The sequence below is a fragment of the Janthinobacterium sp. NKUCC08_JDC genome, assembly GCF_019345575.1.
Taxonomy (GTDB): Bacteria; Pseudomonadota; Gammaproteobacteria; order Burkholderiales; family Burkholderiaceae_D; genus Janthinobacterium; species Janthinobacterium aestuarii.
The window spans coordinates 189,487-209,564 of record NZ_JAHKQW010000002.1 but is presented as its reverse complement, the minus strand read 5'-3'; the positions used below and the strand labels follow the sequence as shown (position 1 = coordinate 209,564).

Sequence of the window (20,078 nt, the reverse complement as noted above, 5' to 3'; positions counted from 1 at the left end):
CCAAGAACGCCTGAATCATTCTTCAGGTTCCGTGTGCGCACGCTGCGGCGCGGTAAAATGCCAGCATGGAAAACAAGGCGCGACGCGAAAGGCAGGCATGAGAATCCTCCTGGTGGAAGACGACCGCAAGGCGGCGCGTCTGCTGGCCCGCGGCTTGCAGGAAGAAGGTTTTGTCGTCGATGTGGCGCACAGCGCGGAAGAGGGCGAGGATGAAAGCTACGCCGTCGACTACGATGCGATCGTGCTGGACTGGATGTTGCCGGGCAAGCAGGGCATCGACTTTTGCCGCGACCTGCGCACGCGCGGCATCCAGACGCCCGTGCTGATGCTCACGGCGCGCGACGCCACGGCCGACCGGGTGGCGGGCCTGAACACGGGCGCCGACGATTACCTGACCAAGCCGTTCGAATTCGAGGAGCTGCTGGCGCGCATCCGCGCCTTGCTGCGCCGCTCCGACATCAGCCGCCCGCTGGTGCTGGCGCTGGCCGATTTGACGCTCGATCCCGTCAGCCATCAGGCCACGCGGGCCGGCGCGTCTCTGGTGCTGACACCCAAGGAATACGCGATTCTGTTGATCCTGCTGCGCCAGGCGGGCGAGGTGGTCAGCCGCGCGCGCCTGGCCGAGCAGATATGGCAGGCGGACCTGATCGGCATCGATAACCTGATCGACGTCCACGTGCGCAACCTGCGGGGAAAAGTGGATGCGCCGGGTTTGCCGCCCTTGATCCACACGGTGCGCGGACGCGGTTTCCGTCTGGCGGAAAACAACGGTGGCTAGCTTTCGCAAACGATTGTTGCTGGTGCACCTGGCCGTCATCCTCGCCATCGTCGCCTGCACGGCGCTGGCCGGCTACTGGGGCCTGTCGCGCGCCGTGCACGGCCAGCTCGATGCGGCCCTGCTGGCGCTGGGCGAGACGGAAATGGCCATGCTGCCGGCCGCGCCGCGCCAGCCCGTGCAGGTGCACGAGGTGGCGCCGGGACTGGCGCCGCCGTCGTTGACACGGCTCGACCGCCTGGTGCAGATCATCGATGGCGAAGGCCGCGTGCTGGCCCGCAGCCGCAACCTGGAGGCGGCGCAGCTGCCCGCGCCGTCCGCCCTGCTGGCGCGCCTGGCGGCCGGCGAGACCGTCTTCGAGACCCTGCCCAAGTTCGGCGAAGAGCCGCTGCGCATGGTGTCGATCCCCGTGCCCTCGTCCGGCGCGGGCCTGGCCGTGCAGGTGGCCGGTTCGCTCGACGACACCAACCACGTGCTTGCCGCGGCCACCGTGCTGTTTGGCGCCATGGCGCTGGCCTTGCTGGCGGCCGTGGGGCTGGCCGGCGAAATGCTCACGCGCCGCGTGCTGGGCGCCATCGACGACGTGGTGGACCAGGCCCATTCGATCGGTGAAGCCAGCCTGCACCAGCGCCTGCCCCATCCCGGCACGCAAGACGAGATCGGCCGCCTGGTCGATACCCTGAACGCGATGCTGGACCGCCTGGAGGACGGCTACGATGCGCAGCGCCGCTTCACGGCCGACGCCTCGCACGAATTGCGTTCACCCCTGTCGCGCTTGCGCACGGAAATCGAAATCACCCTGCGCCGCCCACGCGAAGCGCCCGAATATGTCGACGCGCTGGCGTCCTGCCTCGATGAGGTGCAGCGCCTGACGACCCTGGTGGAAGAACTGTTGATGCTCACGCGCCTGGACGTGGGCCAGGAGCGCAATGCCGTGGAAACCATCGCGCTCAATCCCCTCGTGCGGGCGGCCGCGCAGCGCCTGGAAAAGGCGGCGGCGCAGCGCGGCATCCGCATCGTCTTCGATGACAGTGTGGCCGTGCAGGCGCGCGTGGCGGCCGGTCCCGTGGATCTGGTGCTGGCCAATCTGCTCGATAACGCCGTCAAGTTTTCGCCGCCCGACAGCGTCATCGCCGTGCATGTGGCGCGCGATGGCGCGCATGCGATTGTCGGCGTGGCCGATACGGGGCCGGGCATCGGCGTGGAAGACTTGCCGCATCTGTTCGAGCGCTTTTACCGGGGCGCGCAGGCGCGCGCGGGCGAGGCGCCCGGTTTCGGCCTTGGCCTGGCCCTGTCGCAAGCCATCGTGCACGCGTACGGCGGCAGTATCGAGGCGCAAAACCGCCCGCAAGGCGGCGCGCTGTTCCTCATGCGGCTGCCGGCGTCAGATTGAGGACGCGACACCTTCCCAGCGCACTTGCCGCACTTGCGGCCAGGCGCCGGCGCGGTTGACGAAGCGCACCAGCACGGCGCGCTGCACGGCCTGGCACAGCACCGTGGCGATCAGCTGCACCACCTGTCTGGCTTCGTCCCAGCTGCGCAGCATTTGCGACGGCGCCAGGCCCGCGCCTTTCAGTTCGGCCAGCAGCAGGCGCACGACATGGTCGGCTTGCGCCGCAGGGCAGGTGACGGTCAGGCGATAGGTGGCCACGACGGGACCGCGTCTGGCAAACCAATGTAAGAATTTTTTCATCATCACACTCCCCGTTCTGCGACAAATTCCGCGTTGTTGACGAGCGCCCAGCGCACGGCCGAGACGCTGCCTTCCAGGCTCACCTGGCTGACGATCTGCTCCAGCAATCCCAGGCTGGACAGGGGCGTGAGCAAGTCGGCCCGCACTTCGATGCGTCCCGCGTGCGCGGCATCCTCGCTGTGCAAGGATTGCAGCATCAGGGCCGGCATGCCGCTGATCAAACGCAGCATCAGCTTGCGCACCTGGACTTCCTGCTCCGCCTCGCATACGGCCGTCACGCGGTAGATGCTTTCCGTCTCGATGCCCGCTTCGCTGCCGTGCGCGTTGATGCGCTGCGCCAGGTGGCGCAGCACGAGGTTGGCGATCAGCACGAAGCCCGTGCCGATGGCCGCTTCCAGCGCAAACCCCAGGCCGCACAGGATGCCGATGGCGGCCGAGCACCACAGGGTGGCGGCCGTGTTCAAGCCTCGCACCGTCATGCCTTCGCGCATGATGACGCCGGCGCCCAGAAAGCCGATGCCTGACACCACCTGCGCGGCGATGCGCATATGGCCAGAGGCATCGCCTTCGAGCACGGAAACCATCACGAACAGCGAGGCGCCGACGGACACCAGCGCGTTCGTGCGCAGGCCCGCCATGCGCTGGCGCAGCTGGCGTTCGGCGCCGATCATGGCGCCCAGGGTCAATGCCGCGGCAACGCGCAGCGCAAAGTCAAATACCACCATTATTTCTCCCGGCTGGGGAGGAACAGGCGAGTGCATAAGGCGAAGACTATCCGCCCGGATTGGGGCAGCAGACGACAACGGTGGAACGAAGAGGGGGAAGTGGCGGCGAGAGAATACTGCCGCTGGTAAAACCGCACCTTGCCGAGGGCAAGGCGGGCGGAATGCGCGCGTCTTGCCTAAGGCCGATCGCCGATGGTCAATCGACTACTGTCACTGGAACAAGCACCCACGAGTCACTCCATATCATTGATAACGGGGACAGTCTAGCCAGTGGGGCTGCTTTGGTCAACTGAAGCTCTCTTCAGGAAGCCGCCGCGTCGTCCCCGCCAATGCGGGGACGGTGAAGGCGACCGGTGGATCAGTGGGCGTGTGCCTTGGCGTCGTCGGCATCGGCGTGGGCATGCTCGCCGCCGCCAAAGAAGCGCGCGGCGCGCTTGCCCAGGCTATCGAGGTAGGTGTAGGCGACGGGCACCACCACCAGGGTCAGCAAGGTCGAAGTGATCACGCCGCCGATGACGGCGCGGCCCATCGGCGCCTGCGATTCGCCGCCGTCGCCCATGCCGATGGCCATCGGCAGCATGCCGAAGACCATCGCCAGGGTCGTCATCAGGATGGGGCGCAGCCGCACTTGGCCCGCTTCCATCAGCGCCTCGAACTGCCCCAGACCTTCGCGCTGGCGCTGGTTGGTGAAGTCGACCAGCAGAATCGCATTCTTGGTGACGAGGCCCATGAGCATGATGAAGCCGATCACGGAGAAGATGTTCAAGGTGCTGCCCGTAATGAGCAATGCAGCCAGCACGCCGATCAAGGAGAGCGGCAAGGACACCATGATAGCGATCGGCTGCAAAAAGCTGCCGAATTGCGAGGCCAGCACCAGGTAGATGAAGATCACGGCGATCCCCAGCGCCATCATCGCGCCGCCCATGGTTTCGGCCATCTGCTGCGCATTGCCGGCCACGTCGAAGCGCACGCCCGGCGGCAGGTCGATCGATTGCATCGCCTTTTGCACATCGGCGTCGACGTCGCCGGCGGGACGGCCCTGCACGCCCGCATAGATCGCGACGCGGCGCTGCAAGGCCTGGCGTTTGAGCACTTGCGGGCTCGATGACGGCACGAAGTCGACCACCTGGCGCAGCGGAATCATGACGGGCTTGCCGTTCGCGTCAAGCTTGCTCGACGCCAGCGACAGGTCGGCCAGGTCGGCCACCTTTTGCCGGCCCGACTTGGGCAGCTGCACGTTGACGTCGTAGTTCTGTCCGTCGGACGCCAGCCAGTGGCTGACCGTGTCGCCGGCGACAAACGGGCGCAGGGCATTGCCGATCTGCTGCACCGACAATCCCAGGTCGCTGGCCAGTTCGTTATTGATCTTCACGGTGGTCGACGGATTGGCGCCTTCCTGGCTGTATTCCATGTCGGCCAGGCCCTTGATGTTGCGCATCTTGTCCATCAGCGTGTGCGCCACCGCATCGAGCTTGCCTTCGTCCGTGCCGAGGATGGCGATGAAGATGGGACGCTGGCCGACGGACAGGGTGATGCCGGCAATCGGCGCCAGGCGCTCGCGGATCAGTTTTTCCAGTTCCTGCTGCGAGCGGCGCTTGTGCGTCTTGATGTCCGTCAGCTTCAGGTTCACCTCGGCCGCATTGCGTCCATCGGGCGTGCCGATATTGGCCACCAGGCTGTCGATCTCGGGGAATTCCTTCAGGGCCGTTTCGATCTGGCGCACTTTGCTATCCGTATATTCGAGGCTGGAGCCGACGGGCGTCTTGAAGCGCAGGTTGACCCAGCCCTGGTCCGTCTCGGGGAACATCTCGCCGCCGATCATGGGCACGAGCATCAGGCTGCCCGTGAACAGGGCCACGGCCGTGGCCAGTGTCGTCTTGCGCCAGCGCAGGGCCAGGGCCAGCACCTTGCCATACCAGACGTGCAGACGGTCGATGCCCGTCTCGATCCAGGCCATGAAGCGGCCCAGCCACGGCACGTATTTGAAGCGGTCCTTGACGGGGTCGCGCCAGACGGACGACAGCATGGGGTCGAGCGTGAAGCTGACGAACAGCGACACGAGCACGGCGACCGCCACGGTGATACCGAACTGCAGGAAGAAGCGGCCGATGATGCCGTCCATGAAGGCGACGGGGACGAATACGGCGACGATGGCGAACGTGGTGGCCATCACGGCCAGGCCGATTTCATTGGTGCCGTCGTTGGCCGCCTTGTAGTGGTTCTTGCCCATGCCCAGGTGGCGCACGATGTTTTCGCGCACGACGATGGCGTCATCGATCAACAGGCCGATGCACAGGGACAGCGCCATCAGCGTCAAAAAGTTCAGGGTGAAGCCGAAAGCCTTCATGGCGATGAAGCTGGCCAGCACGGAGATCGGCAGGGTCAAGCCCGTGATGATGGTCGAGCGCCACGAATGCAGGAACAGGAAGACGATCACCATGGTCAGCACGGCGCCTTCGATGATGGTGCGCTTGACGTTATTGAGCTGGCTTTGCACGCGTTCCGATTCGTCGTCGAGCACGCGCAGGGTGATATCGGGCGGCAAGGTCTTTTGCAGGTCGGCCGCCACTTTCAGGATGCCGGTGCCCACTTCGACTACGTTGGCATCCTGCACCTTGGTGATTTCCATGGTCACGGCCTGCTGGCCGTTCATGCGCGAGATCGACAGTTCTTCCTGCTCGCCATCGATGACGGTGGCTACCTGGTCCAGGTAGACGGGGCCGACGGCGCGGCGCGCAACGATGATCTTGCCGAATTCGCGCGCATCCTTGATCTTGCCTTCCACGCGCACCAATTGCTCGGCCGCGCCATGGCTGATGGAGCCGGCCGGCAAATTCGTATTCGTGGCCTGGATGGCGCGGATCACTTCATCGACGCCGATGCCCTGGGCATTGAGCTCGATCGGCTTCATGCTGATGAGGATCTGGCGCGCGCGCAAGCCGCGCAGCTTGACTTGCCCCACGCCGGCCACGCCCTGGAAGCGCTTGCTGATGATCTGCTCCGTCATGGTCGACAGCGCGCGCAGGTCATGTCCGGTGGAGGTCAGCACGATGGTGGCGATGGGGCGCTCGTTGTCGCCCTCGGCGCGGGCGATGAACGGGTCCTTGGCTTCTTTCGGGAAGCGCGGGCGCACCAGGGCCACCTTGTCGCGCAAGTCCTGCATGGCCTTGTCCATATTCGTCGACAGCTCGAATTCCAGGTAGACGCCGGCGCGTCCTTCCCACGAGTTGGCACGGATGGTCTTGATGCCGCTGACGGTGTTGACGGCGTCCTCGATGGGGCGCGTGATGTCGTTTTCCACGGCTTCGGGCGAGGCGCCCGGGTAGTTCACTTCAATGGCGGCGAACGGGAACTGCACGCTGGGCATGCTCTCCACGCCCAGGCCACGGTAGGAGAAGATGCCCAGTACTACCAGCGCCACCATGACCATGGTGGCGAAGACGGGATTTTGAATACTGACTTTGGTCATCCACATGGCTCAGTCCTTCCGTGCCAGCACGGCTGCCGGCGCGGCGGGAGCGGGAGCGGCGGCGGGCGCGGCGAAGGTCACGCCGTGGCCAGGTTTCACGCCATCGAGCTTGGCGACGATGACTTTCGCGCCCGGCACCAGGCCCGATGTCACTTCCGCATAGCCTTCATCTTCATTGCGCAAGCCCAGGGTGACGGGCTGGGCGACGACCTTGTTGTTGACCAGCGCATACACGACGGGGCCCTGTTTTTCATTGCGCACGGCCGTCAGGGGCACGAGCGGCGCCACGGGCGAGCGCTCGGTGACGATGCTGCCCTTGGCGAACATGCCGCCGCGCAGCGCGCCATCGCCATTGTCGACGGCGATGTAGACGAGCATGGCGCGCGAGCCGCTCTCGGTGGTGGGGTTGATGCGCGTGACCTTGCCGGCGAAGTCGCGCGCGCCGAAGCCGTCGACCTTGAAGTGCACGTCCTGGCCCAGCTTGATGCGGGGGATTTCCGCGCTGGGCACGGGTGCTTCCAGGGTCAGCTGGGCCAGGTTGACGATGGTGTAGACGGGCATGTCGGGCGAGACTTTTTCGCCGGCCTGCAGGTGGCGCTTGCTGACGATGCCGGCCATCGGTGCGCGTATCACCGTGTCGGCCAGCGCGATGCGGGCGATGTCGAGCATGGCGGCGGCGGACTTGACGTTGGCGCGCGCCAGGTCGACGGAGTTTTGCGTCGTGTCGTAAGCCGTCTGCGAAATGTATTTTTGCTTGAGCAGCGCCTGGCTGTTCGCTTCATTCTTGCTGGCCATCGACAGGCGCGCCTGCGCTTCGTCGAGCATGGCTTGCTGCTGCGTCAGGCGGGCGCGCTGGTCGGCCGCATCCAGGCGCACGAGGATTTGCCCATTGGCTACGTGCTGGCCTTCCTGCAAGGTCGTTGCCTCGATCACGCCGGAAACCTTGGCCTTGATGGTGGCCTGGGTCACGGGCGCCAGCGAGCCGGACAGGGGCAGGCTGATACTGAGGGCGCGCGCATCGATGGCGGCGACGTCGCCCTGCGCCAGTTCATGCACGGGCGTCTTTTCCTGCTCCTTCTTGCTCGCCTGCTGCTCGGCCGCCTTGGCGGCTTGCTGCTTCGATTGCATCACCGTCCAGCCGCCGCCGGCCAGGCCCAGCACGACGAAGATCAAGACGGGCGTGCGCCAGCGCCGGCGGCGCGTGGCGGCAAGGGGGGAGGCGGGGGGCAGGGTCTCGTTTTTCATAGGTTTTTTAGTCAGGAGCGGCGCAGGGGTTCGGCGCCAGGTCTCGGTGCGGCCGGCCTGCGGCAGGCCGGGGGAATTCGGGTAGCGCATCACCGTGGCGGCCGCAGACAGCACGCCTGCCGCTGCGCCCGTTCACGGCGATGCGCATGTTGCCACTTTAGGAAGATTCAAGCCGGGCCGCCATCGCCATGCGACAGATTGCACAAAATCGGGGCTGGAATGCAAAAAACGGCGACCGGAGACCACGGCCAGCATGCGCGCCATGCGCGTCACGATGCTTGCGCATCCTCAAGAAGCCGATTCGCCGGCGCGCAAGAATGGTCGGGATGGTTGCGCCACCGGACAGGCCATACGCCCGCCGGTTGCCGCGCGGCCGCGCCACAGGGGGCCTGATGTCTGATCGGATTGCCGGAGCCGCCCCGTCGCCGGGCCGTTTGCTGGCCGCGGCCGAACCGCAGGCGGGGCCGGCCGGCAAGGCGCTCGATTTGCTGTCGATCATCGTTGCCGCCATCGAACAGGCGCCCGGCCTGGCCGTGCGCGGCATCGACCGCGACGGCATGGTGCGCTACTGGAGCGCTGGCGCGGCGCGCCTGTATGGCGTGGCGGCCGAATTGGCGCTGGGCCAGCCGTGGGCCACAGTGGCCGCCGCGCTGCCCTGCGCCGCCAGCGTGGCCGAGGCGGCGGCGGGCGAACTGACAGCCGTGTGGGAAAGCGGCAAGGCGCGCAGTACGCGCCTGTGGAAGCTCGCTGCCGACGGAGCCGCGCCGCGCTGCATCTGCTCCACCGTGTTTCCCGTCATCCAATCCGGGCGTGTGCGGCAAGTGGTCTGTGTCGATGTCGATATCACGGCCGGCGGCCACGACGGCGCCGCGCAGGGCGCCTTGTTGCTAATGGGCGACAATTTCCGCCAGTTGTACGAGAAATCGGCCGACGCCATCCTGCTGCTGCGCGACGAACATATCGCCGAAGCGAATCCTGCCGCCATTGCCCTGTTTCAATGCGAAGACCGGCCACGGCTGCTGGGGCGCCGCCTCAGCGACTTTTCGCCCTTGCGCCAGCCCGATGGCGCATTGTCCTCGTTGCGCGGCACGCAGCTGGCGGCGCAAGCCCATGCCGACGGCAACTGCCGCTACGACTGGCGCTATCAGACGTGCACCGGCGAGCTGTTCTGGGGCGAAGTGCTGCTCACGTCCGTCACGCTCGACCACACCTATCTGTTTTATGCCGTGATCCGCGATATTTCTTCGCGCAAACTGGCCGAGCGGGCCCTGTACCTGTCGGCACAGGTGGTCGAACATGCGCGCGAAGCCATCGTCGTGATGGATCCGCAGCAGCGCGTCGTCAGCATGAATCCTGCGTACAGCGAGATCAGCGGCTACAGCCTGGACGATATGTTGGGCAAGCCTTTTGTGTTGCACGGCGTGGAGCCGGACGCGCCCGCGTTTTTCGACCATGTGTGGGATGAGGTCGAGGCGAACGGCTATTGGCAAGGCGACATCCTGGGCCAGCGCAAGGCGGGCGGGCGCTACCCGGCCTGGCTTTCGCTGACGGCCATCCGCGACCCGCAGGGGCAATTGAGCAATTACCTGGCCATCCTCAGCGATATCAGCGAGCGCAAGAAGAACGAGGAACACACGCGCCACCTGGCCGAGCACGATTTCCTCACCGATTTGCCGAACCGCGTGCTGCTGCTGGACCGGCTGTCGCTGGCGCTGGCGGCCGCGCGGCGCAAGCTGAGCATGCTGGCCATCCTGTACCTGGACCTCGACCACTTCAAGCACATCAACGACAGCATGGGCCACCACGTGGGTGACTTGCTGCTCAAGGAAGTGGCGCGGCGCCTCGTGCGCTGCGTGCGCGGCGTCGACACGGTCAGCCGGCATGGCGGCGACGAATTCGTCATCATCCTGGCCGAGGTGGGCGGCATCGACCAGGTGGCCCACGTGGCGGCCAGCCTGCTGCATGCCGTGACGCAGGTGTACCAGCTGGGCGAATATGAACTGCACGTGTCGACCTCGATCGGCGTGGCCATCTTTCCCAGCGATGGCGACGGCATCGATACCCTCGTGCACAACGCCGACATCGCCATGTATCACGCGAAGGAGAACGGGCGTAACAATTTCCAGTTTTTCAATGCCGAAATGAATGCGCAAATCGTCGAGCGGGCCAGCCTGGAGCAGGGCTTGCGCGAAGCCTTGGGCCGCGATGAATTCGTGCTCGAGTTCCAGCCCGCGCTCGATGTTGCCAGCGGGCAGATCCTCGGCGCCGAAGCGCTGCTGCGCTGGCGCCACCCGCAACTGGGCGTGCTGCCGCCCGAGCGCTTCATCGCCGTGGCCGAGGAATGCGGCTTGATGGTGTCGATCGGTAACTGGGTGCTGCGCCACGCCTGCCTGCGCGCACGCGCCTGGCACGATGCGGGCCATGCCTGGAGAGTGGCCGTGAATCTGTCGCCGGCGCAATGCCTGCATAATAATTTATTGCTTAGCGTACAAGAAGCGCTGGCCGTGTCCGGTTTGCCTGCCGCCAGCCTGGAACTGGAAGTGACGGAATCGTTGCTGATGAAGGGCGGCGCACGCCTGGCCGGCGTGCTGGCGCAGCTGCGCGCGCTGGGCGCCAGACTGGCCATCGACGATTTCGGCACCGGCTATTCGCGCCTGGCCAATCTGCGCCATTACCCGGTGGACAAACTCAAGATCGACCCCTCGTTCCTGCCCGCCGCCGCGGACGGCGCGGCGGGCGAGTCCGACACGGCCGTGGCCGCCACCATCATCGCCATGGCGCGCGAGCTGCAATTGACGGTGATCGCCGAAGGCGTGGAAACGGCGCAGCAACTCGCGTATCTGCGGGGGCAGGGCTGCCAGCAATACCAGGGGCGCTTTGCCAGCGCGCAAGTCGAAGGCAGTGCTATGGGGAAGTTACTACATTAGTGACTGAGTTAATGGATATTTCCCAGCAGCTTGATGCGCGCCAGCACCTGGCCATGGTCGGATGCGTGCGGCAGGCCCAGCAGCAAATGATCGTTGAGATAAGTCACTTCCTGCAGCACGCCGATGGCGCGCGGCGAGGCCGGATGAAAATGTTCGGACACGAGGATGTGGTCGATCGTCATGTAGGCGCTGTCGTGGATATTCGTGTAGCCCACGTGGCGCAAGGCATCCTGGCGCAGCTGGATGGCGTTGGCGTCGTACAGGCGCGCGCGCATTTCCGGCATGTCACCATGCGGTTCGCACGGCGCGCCGGCGCCCATGACGATGGCCGTCGTGACGGCATTGGCGATGTCGTTGAAGTCGCCCAGCACGATGCGGGGACGGCCGCTATGGCCCAGTTCGCTTGCCAGCACGCGCAGGGCCACGGCTTCCGCGCCGCGCCGCTGCAGCGAGCGCAGGTTGGCCAGCGCGTAGGCGGCCGCATCGTTGCCGTCGCCATGGCGGTAGTCGGGCCGGCGCGATTTCAAATGCACGACGACCACATCCGTGAGCTGTCCGCCAGGCAAGATGACCTGCACGTGCAAGGGCGCGCGGGCGAAGCGGCAGGCGTTGTCATCTGAGGATATGGTCACACCGGCGGGGAAATCCGACCAGGCCACACCGGCGCCCACCAGGGGCAGGCGCGACACGAGCGCCACCGTGGGCAGCATGCGTCCGGCAGGGTCCATCGCATCGTAGCCGGCCATGGTGGCTTCGCGGTAATGGCGCGTGCGCGACAGCACGTCGCGCAGGGCCGCTTGCGAGAAAATTTCCTGGAAGCCGATCACGTCGGCGTCGAGCAGGTCGATCTGCCGCGCCGTCCACTCCGCCTTGGCTGCGTATTGCGCCGGGCTCAACGGTTCCAGGTTGTCATACAATTTCGCCCCGGCGGGGGCAAGGTTGCAGACATTGAATGTGGCAAAGCGGATTTCTTCCTGCATAATTAGCACTCCTCACTGAACGATCAGCGTATCACGCATGGCTAAAAAAGAGCATATTTCCGAAACCCAGGCGACGCAGTTGCTGCGCAAGCATCAAGTTTCCTTCGAAGAACACCCGTATCCGTACGAAGAGCACGGCGGCACCAGCGTGTCGGCGCGCGAACTTGGCGTGCCCGAGCACGATGTGATCAAGACCCTGGTGATGCAGGACGAGGCGGCCAAGCCGATGATCGTGCTCATGCATGGCGATTGCAAGGTGTCGACCAAGAACCTGGCGCGCTCCATCGGCTGCAAATCCGTCGAGCCGTGCAAGCCCGACGTGGCGCAGCGCCATTCCGGCTACATGATCGGCGGCACCTCGCCGTTCGGCACGAAGAAAGCCATGCCCGTGTACGTGGAGCAATCGATCCTGGAATTGCCGCGCATCTACATCAATGGCGGGCGGCGCGGTTTTCTCGTCTCGCTGGCGCCGCAGGTACTCGTGGATTTATTGAAAGCCAAGCCGGTGCAGTGCGCCTTGCAGGATTAAGAAAACCAGTCCCCGCCCTGTCCTTGGACTGGGCGCTGGTGTATATTCTGCTGCGCCAGCCTCGATGCTGGTGTAATAAACACAATAAAGGGAAGAAATGAATCCAGTAATCACAACCGTGGCAATGACAGTGGCCGCTTACTTGCTCGGCTCGATATCGTTTGCCGTGGTGATGAGCAAGGTCTACGGCATTGCCGACCCGCGCACCTATGGCTCGAAAAATCCGGGCGCCACCAACGTGCTGCGCAGCGGCAACAAGGGCGCGGCCATCATGACCCTGCTGGGCGATGGCGCCAAGGGCTGGCTGGCCGTGTTCCTGGCCGACCATTTTGCCGGCGCGCTGGGCGTGGGCGACATGGCCGTGGCCCTGGTGGCCATCGCCGTCTTCCTCGGCCATTTGTGGCCCGTGTTCTTCCGCTTCGTCGGCGGCAAGGGCGTGGCGACGGCGCTCGGCGTGCTGCTGGGCATCAATCCATGGCTGGGCCTGGCAACCCTGGCCACGTGGCTGATCATCGCCTACGCATTCCGCTATTCCTCGCTGGCAGCCCTGGTGGCGGCCCTGTTCGCGCCGTTTTACTATGGCTTGCTGTTCGGCGTCGATCCCATCTTGCTGTCCGTCATCGTTATGAGCGTGCTGCTCGCTTACCGCCACAGCCAGAACATCGCGAATTTGCTCTCTGGCAAGGAAAGCAAGATCGGCGGCAAGAAGGATGCGGCTAAGGCGCCCGCCAAGAAAAAGTAAAATGCCGGGGTCAGACCCGCCGGGTCTGACCCCAACCTTGCGGCGCCGCGCGGTGCGGCCGCCACCGACCCGCGCAAAGGCTGCCCACCATGACTGTTTCCACTCCCACTCCCGTCCGTATCGATTTCGTTTCCGACGTTTCCTGCCCCTGGTGCGTGGTCGGCCTGAAATCGCTGGAGCAGGCACTGGCCAAGCTGCAAGACACCGTCCAGGCCGACATCCACTTCCAGCCTTTCGAGCTGAACGCCAACATGCCGCCCGAAGGCGAGGATATCGGCGAACACATCGCCCGCAAATACGGTTCCACGCCGGAACAGATGGCGCAATCGCGCGAAGCGATCCGCGCGCGCGGCGAACAGCTGGGCTTTACCTTCGCCATGGACAAGCGTGGCCGCATCTACAACACGTTTGATGCCCACCGTCTGCTGCACTGGGCCGCCCTGGAAGGGCGCCAGAAGGAACTCAAGATGGCGCTGTTCGATGCCTACTTCACGCAAGGGCAGGACCCATCGTCGCACGAGGTGCTGCTGGCCGTGGCCGGCAAGGTGGGGCTCGACACCGTGAAAGCGGCCGAAGTGCTGGCATCGAACGCCTATGCGGACGAGGTGCGCGCGCAGGAACAGTTCTACCAGCAGAACGGCATCAACTCGGTGCCGGCCGTCATCATCAACGAGCGCCATTTGATTTCCGGCGGCCAGCCGCCTGAAGTGTTCGAGCAAGCCTTGCGCCAGATCATCGCCGGCGCCTGAACGAGGCGCCAATGGCGCGCGCCATGACGGTTAATTTCGGCTACACTCCGCAGTGAAGGAGGATAGCCAAATGCCAACAGCCCGCTGGAATGGCGCCGTCATCGCGCAAGCGACCGATGCGCAGGTGCAAGTCGTTGAAAACAATATATATTTTCCTTTGTCGGCCGTGACGCAGGACTACCTGCGTCCCAGCAGCCACACGAGCATCTGCCCGTGGAAGGGCACGGCCAGCTATTACGACCTCGTCGTCGACGGCCAGGTCAATGCCAACGCGGCCTGGTATTACCCCCAGCCCAAGGATGCCGCCAAGCAAATTGCTGGCCACGTCGCCTTCTGGCGCGGCGTCAGCGTCGAGCGCTGACACTTTCTTTCCATACTAAAAATCAATAGAAAGCAGACGATGGATTTACGCCTCGCCGTGTACCAACTCGCCTCGGCCCATGCGCTCGATGCCCAACAAACCAGGCAGTTGCAGGAAGTGGCCGGTTTCCAGCGCGAACCGGCGCGCCTGGCCCACTGGCTGCCGCGCGGCGTGGCCGTGCTGGGCGCCGCCTTGCTGGGCATGGGCCTGATCTGCTGGGTGGCCGCCAATTGGGAAGACTTCGGCCGCATGGGCCGCTTTGCCCTGCTGCAAGGCATGTTTGCCGCCGCCTGCGTGGGCGCGTTTGCCGTGCCCAAGGCGCGCGTTCCCTTGTTGCTGCTGGCCTTGCTGGCCATCGGCGGCCTGTTCGCGTATTTCGGCCAGACGTACCAGACGGGCGCCGATCCGTGGCAGCTGTTCGCCCTGTGGGCCGTGCTGGCCTTGCCCCTGTGTTTTGTCGCGCGCAGCGATGTGCTGTGGACGCCGTGGATGCTGGTACTGTCGACGGCCGTCACGCTGTGGATGCAGGCCCATGTGCGCCATAGCTGGCGCATCGATTCGTCCGACCTGAGCATTTTCCTCAGCGGCTGGCTGGCCGTGCTGCTTGCCTGTGCGTTTGTCTCCCCCCTGCTGGCGCGCTGGACGGGCGCGGGCAGCTGGGCCCTGCGCCTGGGCCTGGTGCTGGCCACCATCCTCATCACGGGCACGGCCGTCAGCGCCCTGTTCGGCAATGAGATCGAGTCGCCGTACTGGGCCGGACTGGGCTTGCTGCTCGTCGCCGGCGTCCTGCTGGCCACGGGCCGGTTCTTTGACGTGTTCGGCCTGAGCGCCGTGGCGCTCGGTATCAACACCTTGCTGGTGGGCGGCCTGACGCACGTGCTGTTCAACGGCCATGGCGACGGCGTCGGCGCGCTGACCGTGCTGGGCTTGCTGGCCGCCGTGCTGCTGGCGCTGACCGTGCAAGGCATACTGTGGCGCACGCGCCGGGAGGCGGCATGAGCAATATCAATACTCAACGAACCGATGCGCTCGCCACCTTGATCGACGACGCCACGCGCGCCGGCCTGCTGCCGCCCAACGCCACCCGCCCCGTGCAGGATGTTCGGCCGTGGCCGCTGGTGCTGATGACGGCCTTCGGCGCCTGGCTGGCCGCCATTCCCCTGATGATTGCGCTGGGCGTGGGCCTGGAAAGCATCGTGCGCCACGGTCCCGGCGCGTATGTTGTGGCCGCCATCGTGCTGGTGGTGGCCGTGCTGCTGATCCGCACGCGCGGCGTGGCGCTGTTTGTCGAGCAACTGGCCGTGCCCTGTCTGCTCGTGGGCGGCGGCTTGCTCGGCTATGCCCTGTATCGCGACTATTCCACGCAGACGGCGTCGCTGCTGCTGTGCCTGGCGTGCCTGGTGGTGGCCGCCGCCTTGCCGCGCGACTGGCTGCGCGTGCTGCTGGGACTGGTCGCCTGCGGCTTGCTGGGGCTGGGCATCGTCGATAGCACGCGCGACTGGATTTTCGAGAACGACCCCACGCAACTGTATTTCGCCTGGATGCTGGCCCTGGCACTGTGGCTGGCCGCCCACTGGCTGCAGAAGCAAGCGTTCAATGATGGCCGCGGCGCGCCCGTCGCCGCTTTCCTGGAATCGCTGTCGACGGGGTGGGTATTGGCGATCTTGCTGGGGCTGGTCTTCTGGTCGGGCATGACCTTCATGCTGGGCGGTGCCTTGGGCGGTGGCTTTGCCGGCGAAGTGGCGCGCGAAGTGACCCGGCATCAGGGTATTGCCTGGTATGCGCAGGCCTTGAATGGCGTGTCGCTCGTGCTGGCCGTGGCGGCCGCTGCCTGGACGGGGTGGCGCTGGCCCGCATTGCGCCAGTTGCCCGCCATCGGCGTGGCGCTGGTGCTGATCGTGCTGGCGTGGTTCATGCCGGCGCTGGGTCCGGTGCTGCTGATCCTTGCGTATTGCGTGACGAGCGGGCGTTCGCGCGTGGCCGTGGCAGCCGCGCTGGCGGCGGCGTGGATCATCGGCAGCTTTTATTACCAACTGGCCTGGCCGCTGGCCAGCAAGGCGGCGCTGCTGGCGATAGCGGGCGCCGTGCTGTGCGCCCTGTCGTGGCTGGCCACGCGCGGCGCCGTGCTGCACCTGGTGGAAAGCAAACCGGCGGGCGTGGCGGTCGAACGCCGCTTCTTGCGCCTGGGCGTGCTGGGCGGATTGCTGCTGGTGTTGTTCGTCGCCAATGGCGGCATCTGGCAAAAAGAGCAGCTGATTGCCAAGGGGGAAGCAATCTTCGTGGCGCTGGAACCCGTCGATCCCCGCTCGCTGATGCAGGGCGACTACATGCGCCTCAATTTCGTCAACCTTGGCGTGCTGAGCACGTTGGCCAGCGTGGAGCGGGCGCCCGGCCGGCCGTTTGTCGTGGCCAGGCGCGATGCGCGCGGCGTGGCGGAACTGCTGCGCCCGTACACCAAAGAAGCGCTGGCACCCGGCGAATTCCTGCTCGAGCTGACGCCGAAGGATGGGAACTGGGTGCTGGTCAGCGATGCCTGGTTCTTCAAGGAAGGCGAAGCGGCGCGCTGGGAAAAGGCGCGCTATGGCGAGTTCCGCGTGCTGCCCGATGGCCGCGCCTTGCTGGTGGGCATGCGCGGGGAAGATTTACAGGCGCTGTAGCCGCTTGATTGAACAAACCCAATGGCAGAATCCGGGGTCGTAACCTGAGGGTACGACCCCAGCCTTTGCTCTTGGGGTGGCCGCATCCTGTAAAATTGCCCGATGGATAATATTACGCATTCGGTCATCGGCCTCGGGGTCGGCGAACTGGTACACCGCAGCCTGCCGCCCGAGCCGCAAGCCCCCGCACAGCGCACCCGGCGTGCGCTGTTTCTCTTTACAGCATGGTTTGCCAGCAACGCGCCCGATCTCGACCTGGTGCTGACCAAGTTGTTGCCACGCCCCTTCGGCTACATGCTGCACCACCGTGGCCACACGCACACCTTGCTGCTGGCCTTGCCCCAGGCGCTGCTCTTGCTGGCCTTGCTGTGGCTGTTATGGCCGGGCGCGCGCCGTCTGCTGAAGGAAAGCGTGCCCGCCCGCATCGGTCTGGCCGCTTGCCTGCTGCTGGGATTCTGCTTGCACATGAGCATGGATTTCCTCAATTCCTATGGCTTGCACCCGTTCTATCCGTTTGACAGCCGCTGGCTGTATGGCGACATGGTCTTCATTGTCGAACCGATGTTCTGGGTGCTGCTGGGCGTGCCAGTGATCATGTCCTTGCGCTATGGCATCGTCAAAAGCGTGCTGCTGGCGGGGCTGGCGGCGGCCCTGTGTTTCTTCACCTATAAAACCTATCTGGCGCCCGCCTCGCTGGCCGTGCTGCTGGGGCTGGGCGTGATCCTGGCCGTGCTGCAGGGACGGGCCGGCGAACGGGGACGCGGTCCATTGCTGCTGGCTTTCGCGCTGGCCGCCACCTTCATCGGTACGCAGGGCGTGGCGTCGGCCCTCGGCCGTACGCGCATCGAGGCGGCCGTGCAGCGGCTCGATCCCGGCACGCGCGTGTGGGACGTGTCGATGACGGCCTTCCCCAGCAATCCGCTGTGCTGGATCTATGTCTCGCTCGACAGCAAGACGGACGTGTACACCCTGCGGCGCGGCACCCTGAGCCTGCTGCCCGCATCGCTGGCGCCCGCCGCCTGCCCGGCCGGGCTGGCCGAGACGGGCAAGAAGGAGCAGCAACTGGCGCCCGGCATCGCCGTGTCCGCCCGGGCGGCGGGCAGCCTGGCCGCCTTGCGCGCCTTGCAGGAAGACAATTGCTATGTGGACGCCTGGTTCCGCTTTGCGCGCATGCCCAGATTGAATGCCGACAAGCTGACGGACGTGCGTTTCAATCCTGGCATGCAGCCCAATTTCACCACGGTCGAATTGCAACAGTTCCGCAGCCGGCCATGCCCCGCCTACGTGCCGGGCTGGGACCGTCCCCGCGCGGACATGCTGGCGCCGCCGAAATAGAGAACGGCTGTGTTGCTTTTAGGCAAAAAATATCGCGGGTGCGCCTGTTTTGCCACGACCCAGCATGCAATAATTGCCAATTCGGCATGGATATCATTAAGTTAGGACTATTTTGGAAGAGCAGCACGCCTTACCGTATTTGCGAGAAACCCTGCTGTTTCTCGCCCTGGCCGGGATTTTTATCCCGCTATTGCAACGCCTGAAGGTCAACCAGGTGCTGGGCTTCCTGGCCGTGGGCGCCCTGTTCGGCCCGTTCGGCTTCGGCCTGTGGGCCGGCGATTTTACGTGGCTGACGTATTTCTCGTTCGTGCGGGCCGAGCAGGTGAGCGGCCTGGCCGAGCTGGGCGTGATGTTCTTGATGTTCATGATCGGCCTGGAGCTGTCGACGGAACGGCTGTGGGCGCTGCGGCGCTGGGTGTTCGGCGCGGGCGTGGGGCAGGTGGCCGTCAGCGCTTGCCTGATCGGCGGCGTGGCGTATTATTTTGGCCTGTCGCTGGAAGCGTCCATCGTGCTGGGCCTGGTGCTGTCGCTGTCGTCGACGGCCGTCGTGATGCAGTTGCTGACCGATCAGCGTTCCTTGCAGACGCCGGCCGGGCAGGCGGGCTTTTCCATCTTGATGTTCCAGGATTTGATGGTGGTGCCGCTGTTCATCCTGATCGACGTCTTCGCCAGCGGGCGCAGCGACGACCTGGCGTATCTGCTCAGCTTTGCGGCCGTGAAATCGGCGGGTGCCATCCTGCTGATCTATCTGCTGGGACGCCGCGTGATCCGCCCGCTGTTCCAGTTCTTTGTCAAGAAGCACCAGCCCGACGTGTTCATGGCCCTGACCTTGCTCAGTACCCTGGGCATCGCCGGCCTGACGTATCTGGCGGGCCTGTCGATGGCGCTGGGCGCCTTGCTGGCCGGCCTGCTGCTGGCGGAAACGGAATTTCGCCACGAAGTGGAAGTGACGATCGAGCCCTTCAAGGGCTTGCTGATGGGGCTGTTCTTCATGTCCGTGGGCATGCAGATCGACGTGCGTGAAATCCTCAAGTCGCCCGTGCTGATTCCCTTGGCCGTGCTGAGCCTGTTTGCGCTGAAGACCTTGGTCATCAGCGTGATTTTCCGCATCGGCGGCTTTCACTGGGGGCGCGCCGTGGAAACGGGCGTGCTGCTGGGGCAGGGCGGCGAATTCGCCTTCATCGTCGTCGCGTATGCGCTCGGTACCAAACTGATCGGCCCGCAGGTGGCGCAGTTCGTCATGCTGGTGGTGGGCCTGAGCCTGTTTGCCACGCCGGCCTTGGCCAAGGCGGCCCGCGCGTTCGGCAACTGGTGGGAACAGCGCCACCACCATCAGCTGGCCGACCTGGCGCATGGCGCGCTGCCGCCGCAGGGCAGCACCGTCATCATCGCCGGTTTCGGCCGGGTGGGGCAGTTGCTGGCCAAGGTGCTGACGGAGCAGGATATCGCGTATGTGGCGATTGAAAACGACGCGCGCCTGGTGACGACCCTGCATCCGCGCGGTTTCCCCGTGTATTTCGGCGATGCGTCGCGCGCGGAACTGTTGCAAAAGGTGAATGCGGACCGGGCTGCCGCCGTCGTGCTGACGATGGACCATGCGGCCTCCGTGCTGCATGCCGTGAAATCGATCCGCCGCGAATATCCGCAGCTGCCCGTGTATGCGCGGGCCCGTGACGAGGCGCATGCCGTGGCCCTGATACTGGCGGGCGCCACCCTGGTCGTGCCCGAGGCGCTGGAGTCGGCGCTGCAGCTGACGGCCACGGTATTGCACGAGGTGGGCCTGTCGGAAGCGCGCACGACGGACATCGTGCAAGCCGAGCGCGACCGACGCAATGCCGTGCTGCTGGCGAAAAAGCTGTCGTAGTGCTGCCGTAGCGCAACAGTGCGTGTC

16 protein-coding genes are annotated in these 20,078 nt (G+C 65.3%); 11 read left to right on the top strand and 5 right to left on the bottom strand.

Features of this window, described 5'->3' with window-relative positions; translation table 11 throughout:
- The first annotated feature begins 97 nt into the window (after positions 1-97).
- Together KO538_RS06945 and KO538_RS06940 are read left to right on the top strand one after the other, a co-directional pair.
- On the top strand, positions 98-778 hold the full coding sequence (locus KO538_RS06945) for a response regulator transcription factor (RefSeq protein ID WP_219327870.1): 681 nt from the start codon (positions 98-100) through the stop codon (positions 776-778).
- Positions 771-2,168 (top strand): ATP-binding protein, encoded by a 1,398-nt coding sequence (locus KO538_RS06940; protein ID WP_219327869.1) that lies wholly within the window; start codon positions 771-773, stop codon positions 2,166-2,168. The genes KO538_RS06945 and KO538_RS06940 overlap by 8 nt, the downstream gene beginning before the upstream one ends.
- On the opposite strand, the gene KO538_RS06935 is transcribed toward KO538_RS06940, so the two are convergent.
- The 4 genes from KO538_RS06935 to KO538_RS06920 all read right to left on the bottom strand — a co-directional run bounded on the left by KO538_RS06935 (position 2,160) and on the right by KO538_RS06920 (position 7,907).
- Positions 2,160-2,468, bottom strand: coding sequence for a hypothetical protein (locus tag KO538_RS06935; RefSeq protein ID WP_139143255.1), 309 nt, complete (start codon positions 2,466-2,468; stop codon positions 2,160-2,162). The genes KO538_RS06940 and KO538_RS06935 overlap by 9 nt on opposite strands.
- 2 nt (positions 2,469-2,470) lie before the next feature.
- Positions 2,471-3,193: an MgtC/SapB family protein gene (locus tag KO538_RS06930; protein WP_034779974.1), complete on the bottom strand. Its 723-nt coding sequence runs from the start codon at positions 3,191-3,193 to the stop codon at positions 2,471-2,473.
- A gap of 358 nt (positions 3,194-3,551) precedes the next feature.
- A complete protein-coding gene (locus KO538_RS06925; protein ID WP_219327868.1) occupies positions 3,552-6,668 on the bottom strand; it encodes an efflux RND transporter permease subunit in 3,117 nt (1,038 codons plus the stop codon).
- A 3-nt stretch (positions 6,669-6,671) separates the two neighbouring features.
- Complete coding sequence (locus tag KO538_RS06920; protein WP_219327867.1) at positions 6,672-7,907, bottom strand: efflux RND transporter periplasmic adaptor subunit; 1,236 nt, start codon at positions 7,905-7,907, stop codon at positions 6,672-6,674.
- 392 nt (positions 7,908-8,299) lie between these two features.
- Between KO538_RS06920 and KO538_RS06915 the strand changes: the two genes are divergently transcribed.
- The gene (locus KO538_RS06915) at positions 8,300-10,834 is read left to right on the top strand and encodes an EAL domain-containing protein (protein WP_219327866.1); all 2,535 of its coding nucleotides are present in this window, start codon (positions 8,300-8,302) and stop codon (positions 10,832-10,834) included.
- 8 nt (positions 10,835-10,842) lie between these two features.
- On the opposite strand, the gene KO538_RS06910 is transcribed toward KO538_RS06915, so the two are convergent.
- Entirely contained in the window at positions 10,843-11,814 is a 972-nt protein-coding gene (locus KO538_RS06910; protein WP_219327865.1) for an endonuclease/exonuclease/phosphatase family protein, read from the bottom strand.
- A 37-nt stretch (positions 11,815-11,851) separates the two neighbouring features.
- On the opposite strand from KO538_RS06910, the gene ybaK reads away from it, so the two are divergent.
- The 8 genes from ybaK to KO538_RS06870 all read left to right on the top strand — a co-directional run bounded on the left by ybaK (position 11,852) and on the right by KO538_RS06870 (position 20,051).
- Positions 11,852-12,343 (top strand): Cys-tRNA(Pro) deacylase, encoded by a 492-nt coding sequence (gene ybaK / locus KO538_RS06905; protein WP_219327864.1) that lies wholly within the window; start codon positions 11,852-11,854, stop codon positions 12,341-12,343.
- 97 nt (positions 12,344-12,440) lie between these two features.
- Positions 12,441-13,085, top strand: coding sequence for a glycerol-3-phosphate 1-O-acyltransferase PlsY (gene plsY / locus KO538_RS06900; protein WP_257620208.1), 645 nt, complete (start codon positions 12,441-12,443; stop codon positions 13,083-13,085).
- Between the two features lie 89 nt (positions 13,086-13,174).
- Positions 13,175-13,834, top strand: coding sequence for a DsbA family oxidoreductase (locus KO538_RS06895; RefSeq protein ID WP_219327863.1), 660 nt, complete (start codon positions 13,175-13,177; stop codon positions 13,832-13,834).
- 70 nt (positions 13,835-13,904) lie between these two features.
- Positions 13,905-14,195 carry a DUF427 domain-containing protein gene (locus KO538_RS06890; RefSeq protein WP_219327862.1) on the top strand — a complete coding sequence of 97 codons (291 nt, stop codon included), beginning with the start codon at positions 13,905-13,907 and terminating at the stop codon, positions 14,193-14,195.
- Between the two features lie 39 nt (positions 14,196-14,234).
- Positions 14,235-15,194 (top strand): DUF2157 domain-containing protein, encoded by a 960-nt coding sequence (locus tag KO538_RS06885; RefSeq protein ID WP_219327861.1) that lies wholly within the window; start codon positions 14,235-14,237, stop codon positions 15,192-15,194.
- Positions 15,191-16,852, top strand: a complete 1,662-nt coding sequence (locus KO538_RS06880) for a GDYXXLXY domain-containing protein (protein ID WP_219327860.1) — start codon at positions 15,191-15,193, stop codon at positions 16,850-16,852. Before KO538_RS06885 ends, KO538_RS06880 begins: the two co-directional genes overlap by 4 nt.
- 102 nt (positions 16,853-16,954) lie before the next feature.
- Entirely contained in the window at positions 16,955-18,187 is a 1,233-nt protein-coding gene (locus KO538_RS06875) for a metal-dependent hydrolase (protein ID WP_070301273.1), read from the top strand.
- A 112-nt stretch (positions 18,188-18,299) separates the two neighbouring features.
- On the top strand, positions 18,300-20,051 hold the full coding sequence (locus KO538_RS06870) for a cation:proton antiporter (RefSeq protein WP_034746925.1): 1,752 nt from the start codon (positions 18,300-18,302) through the stop codon (positions 20,049-20,051).
- The last annotated feature ends 27 nt before the right edge of the window (positions 20,052-20,078 follow it).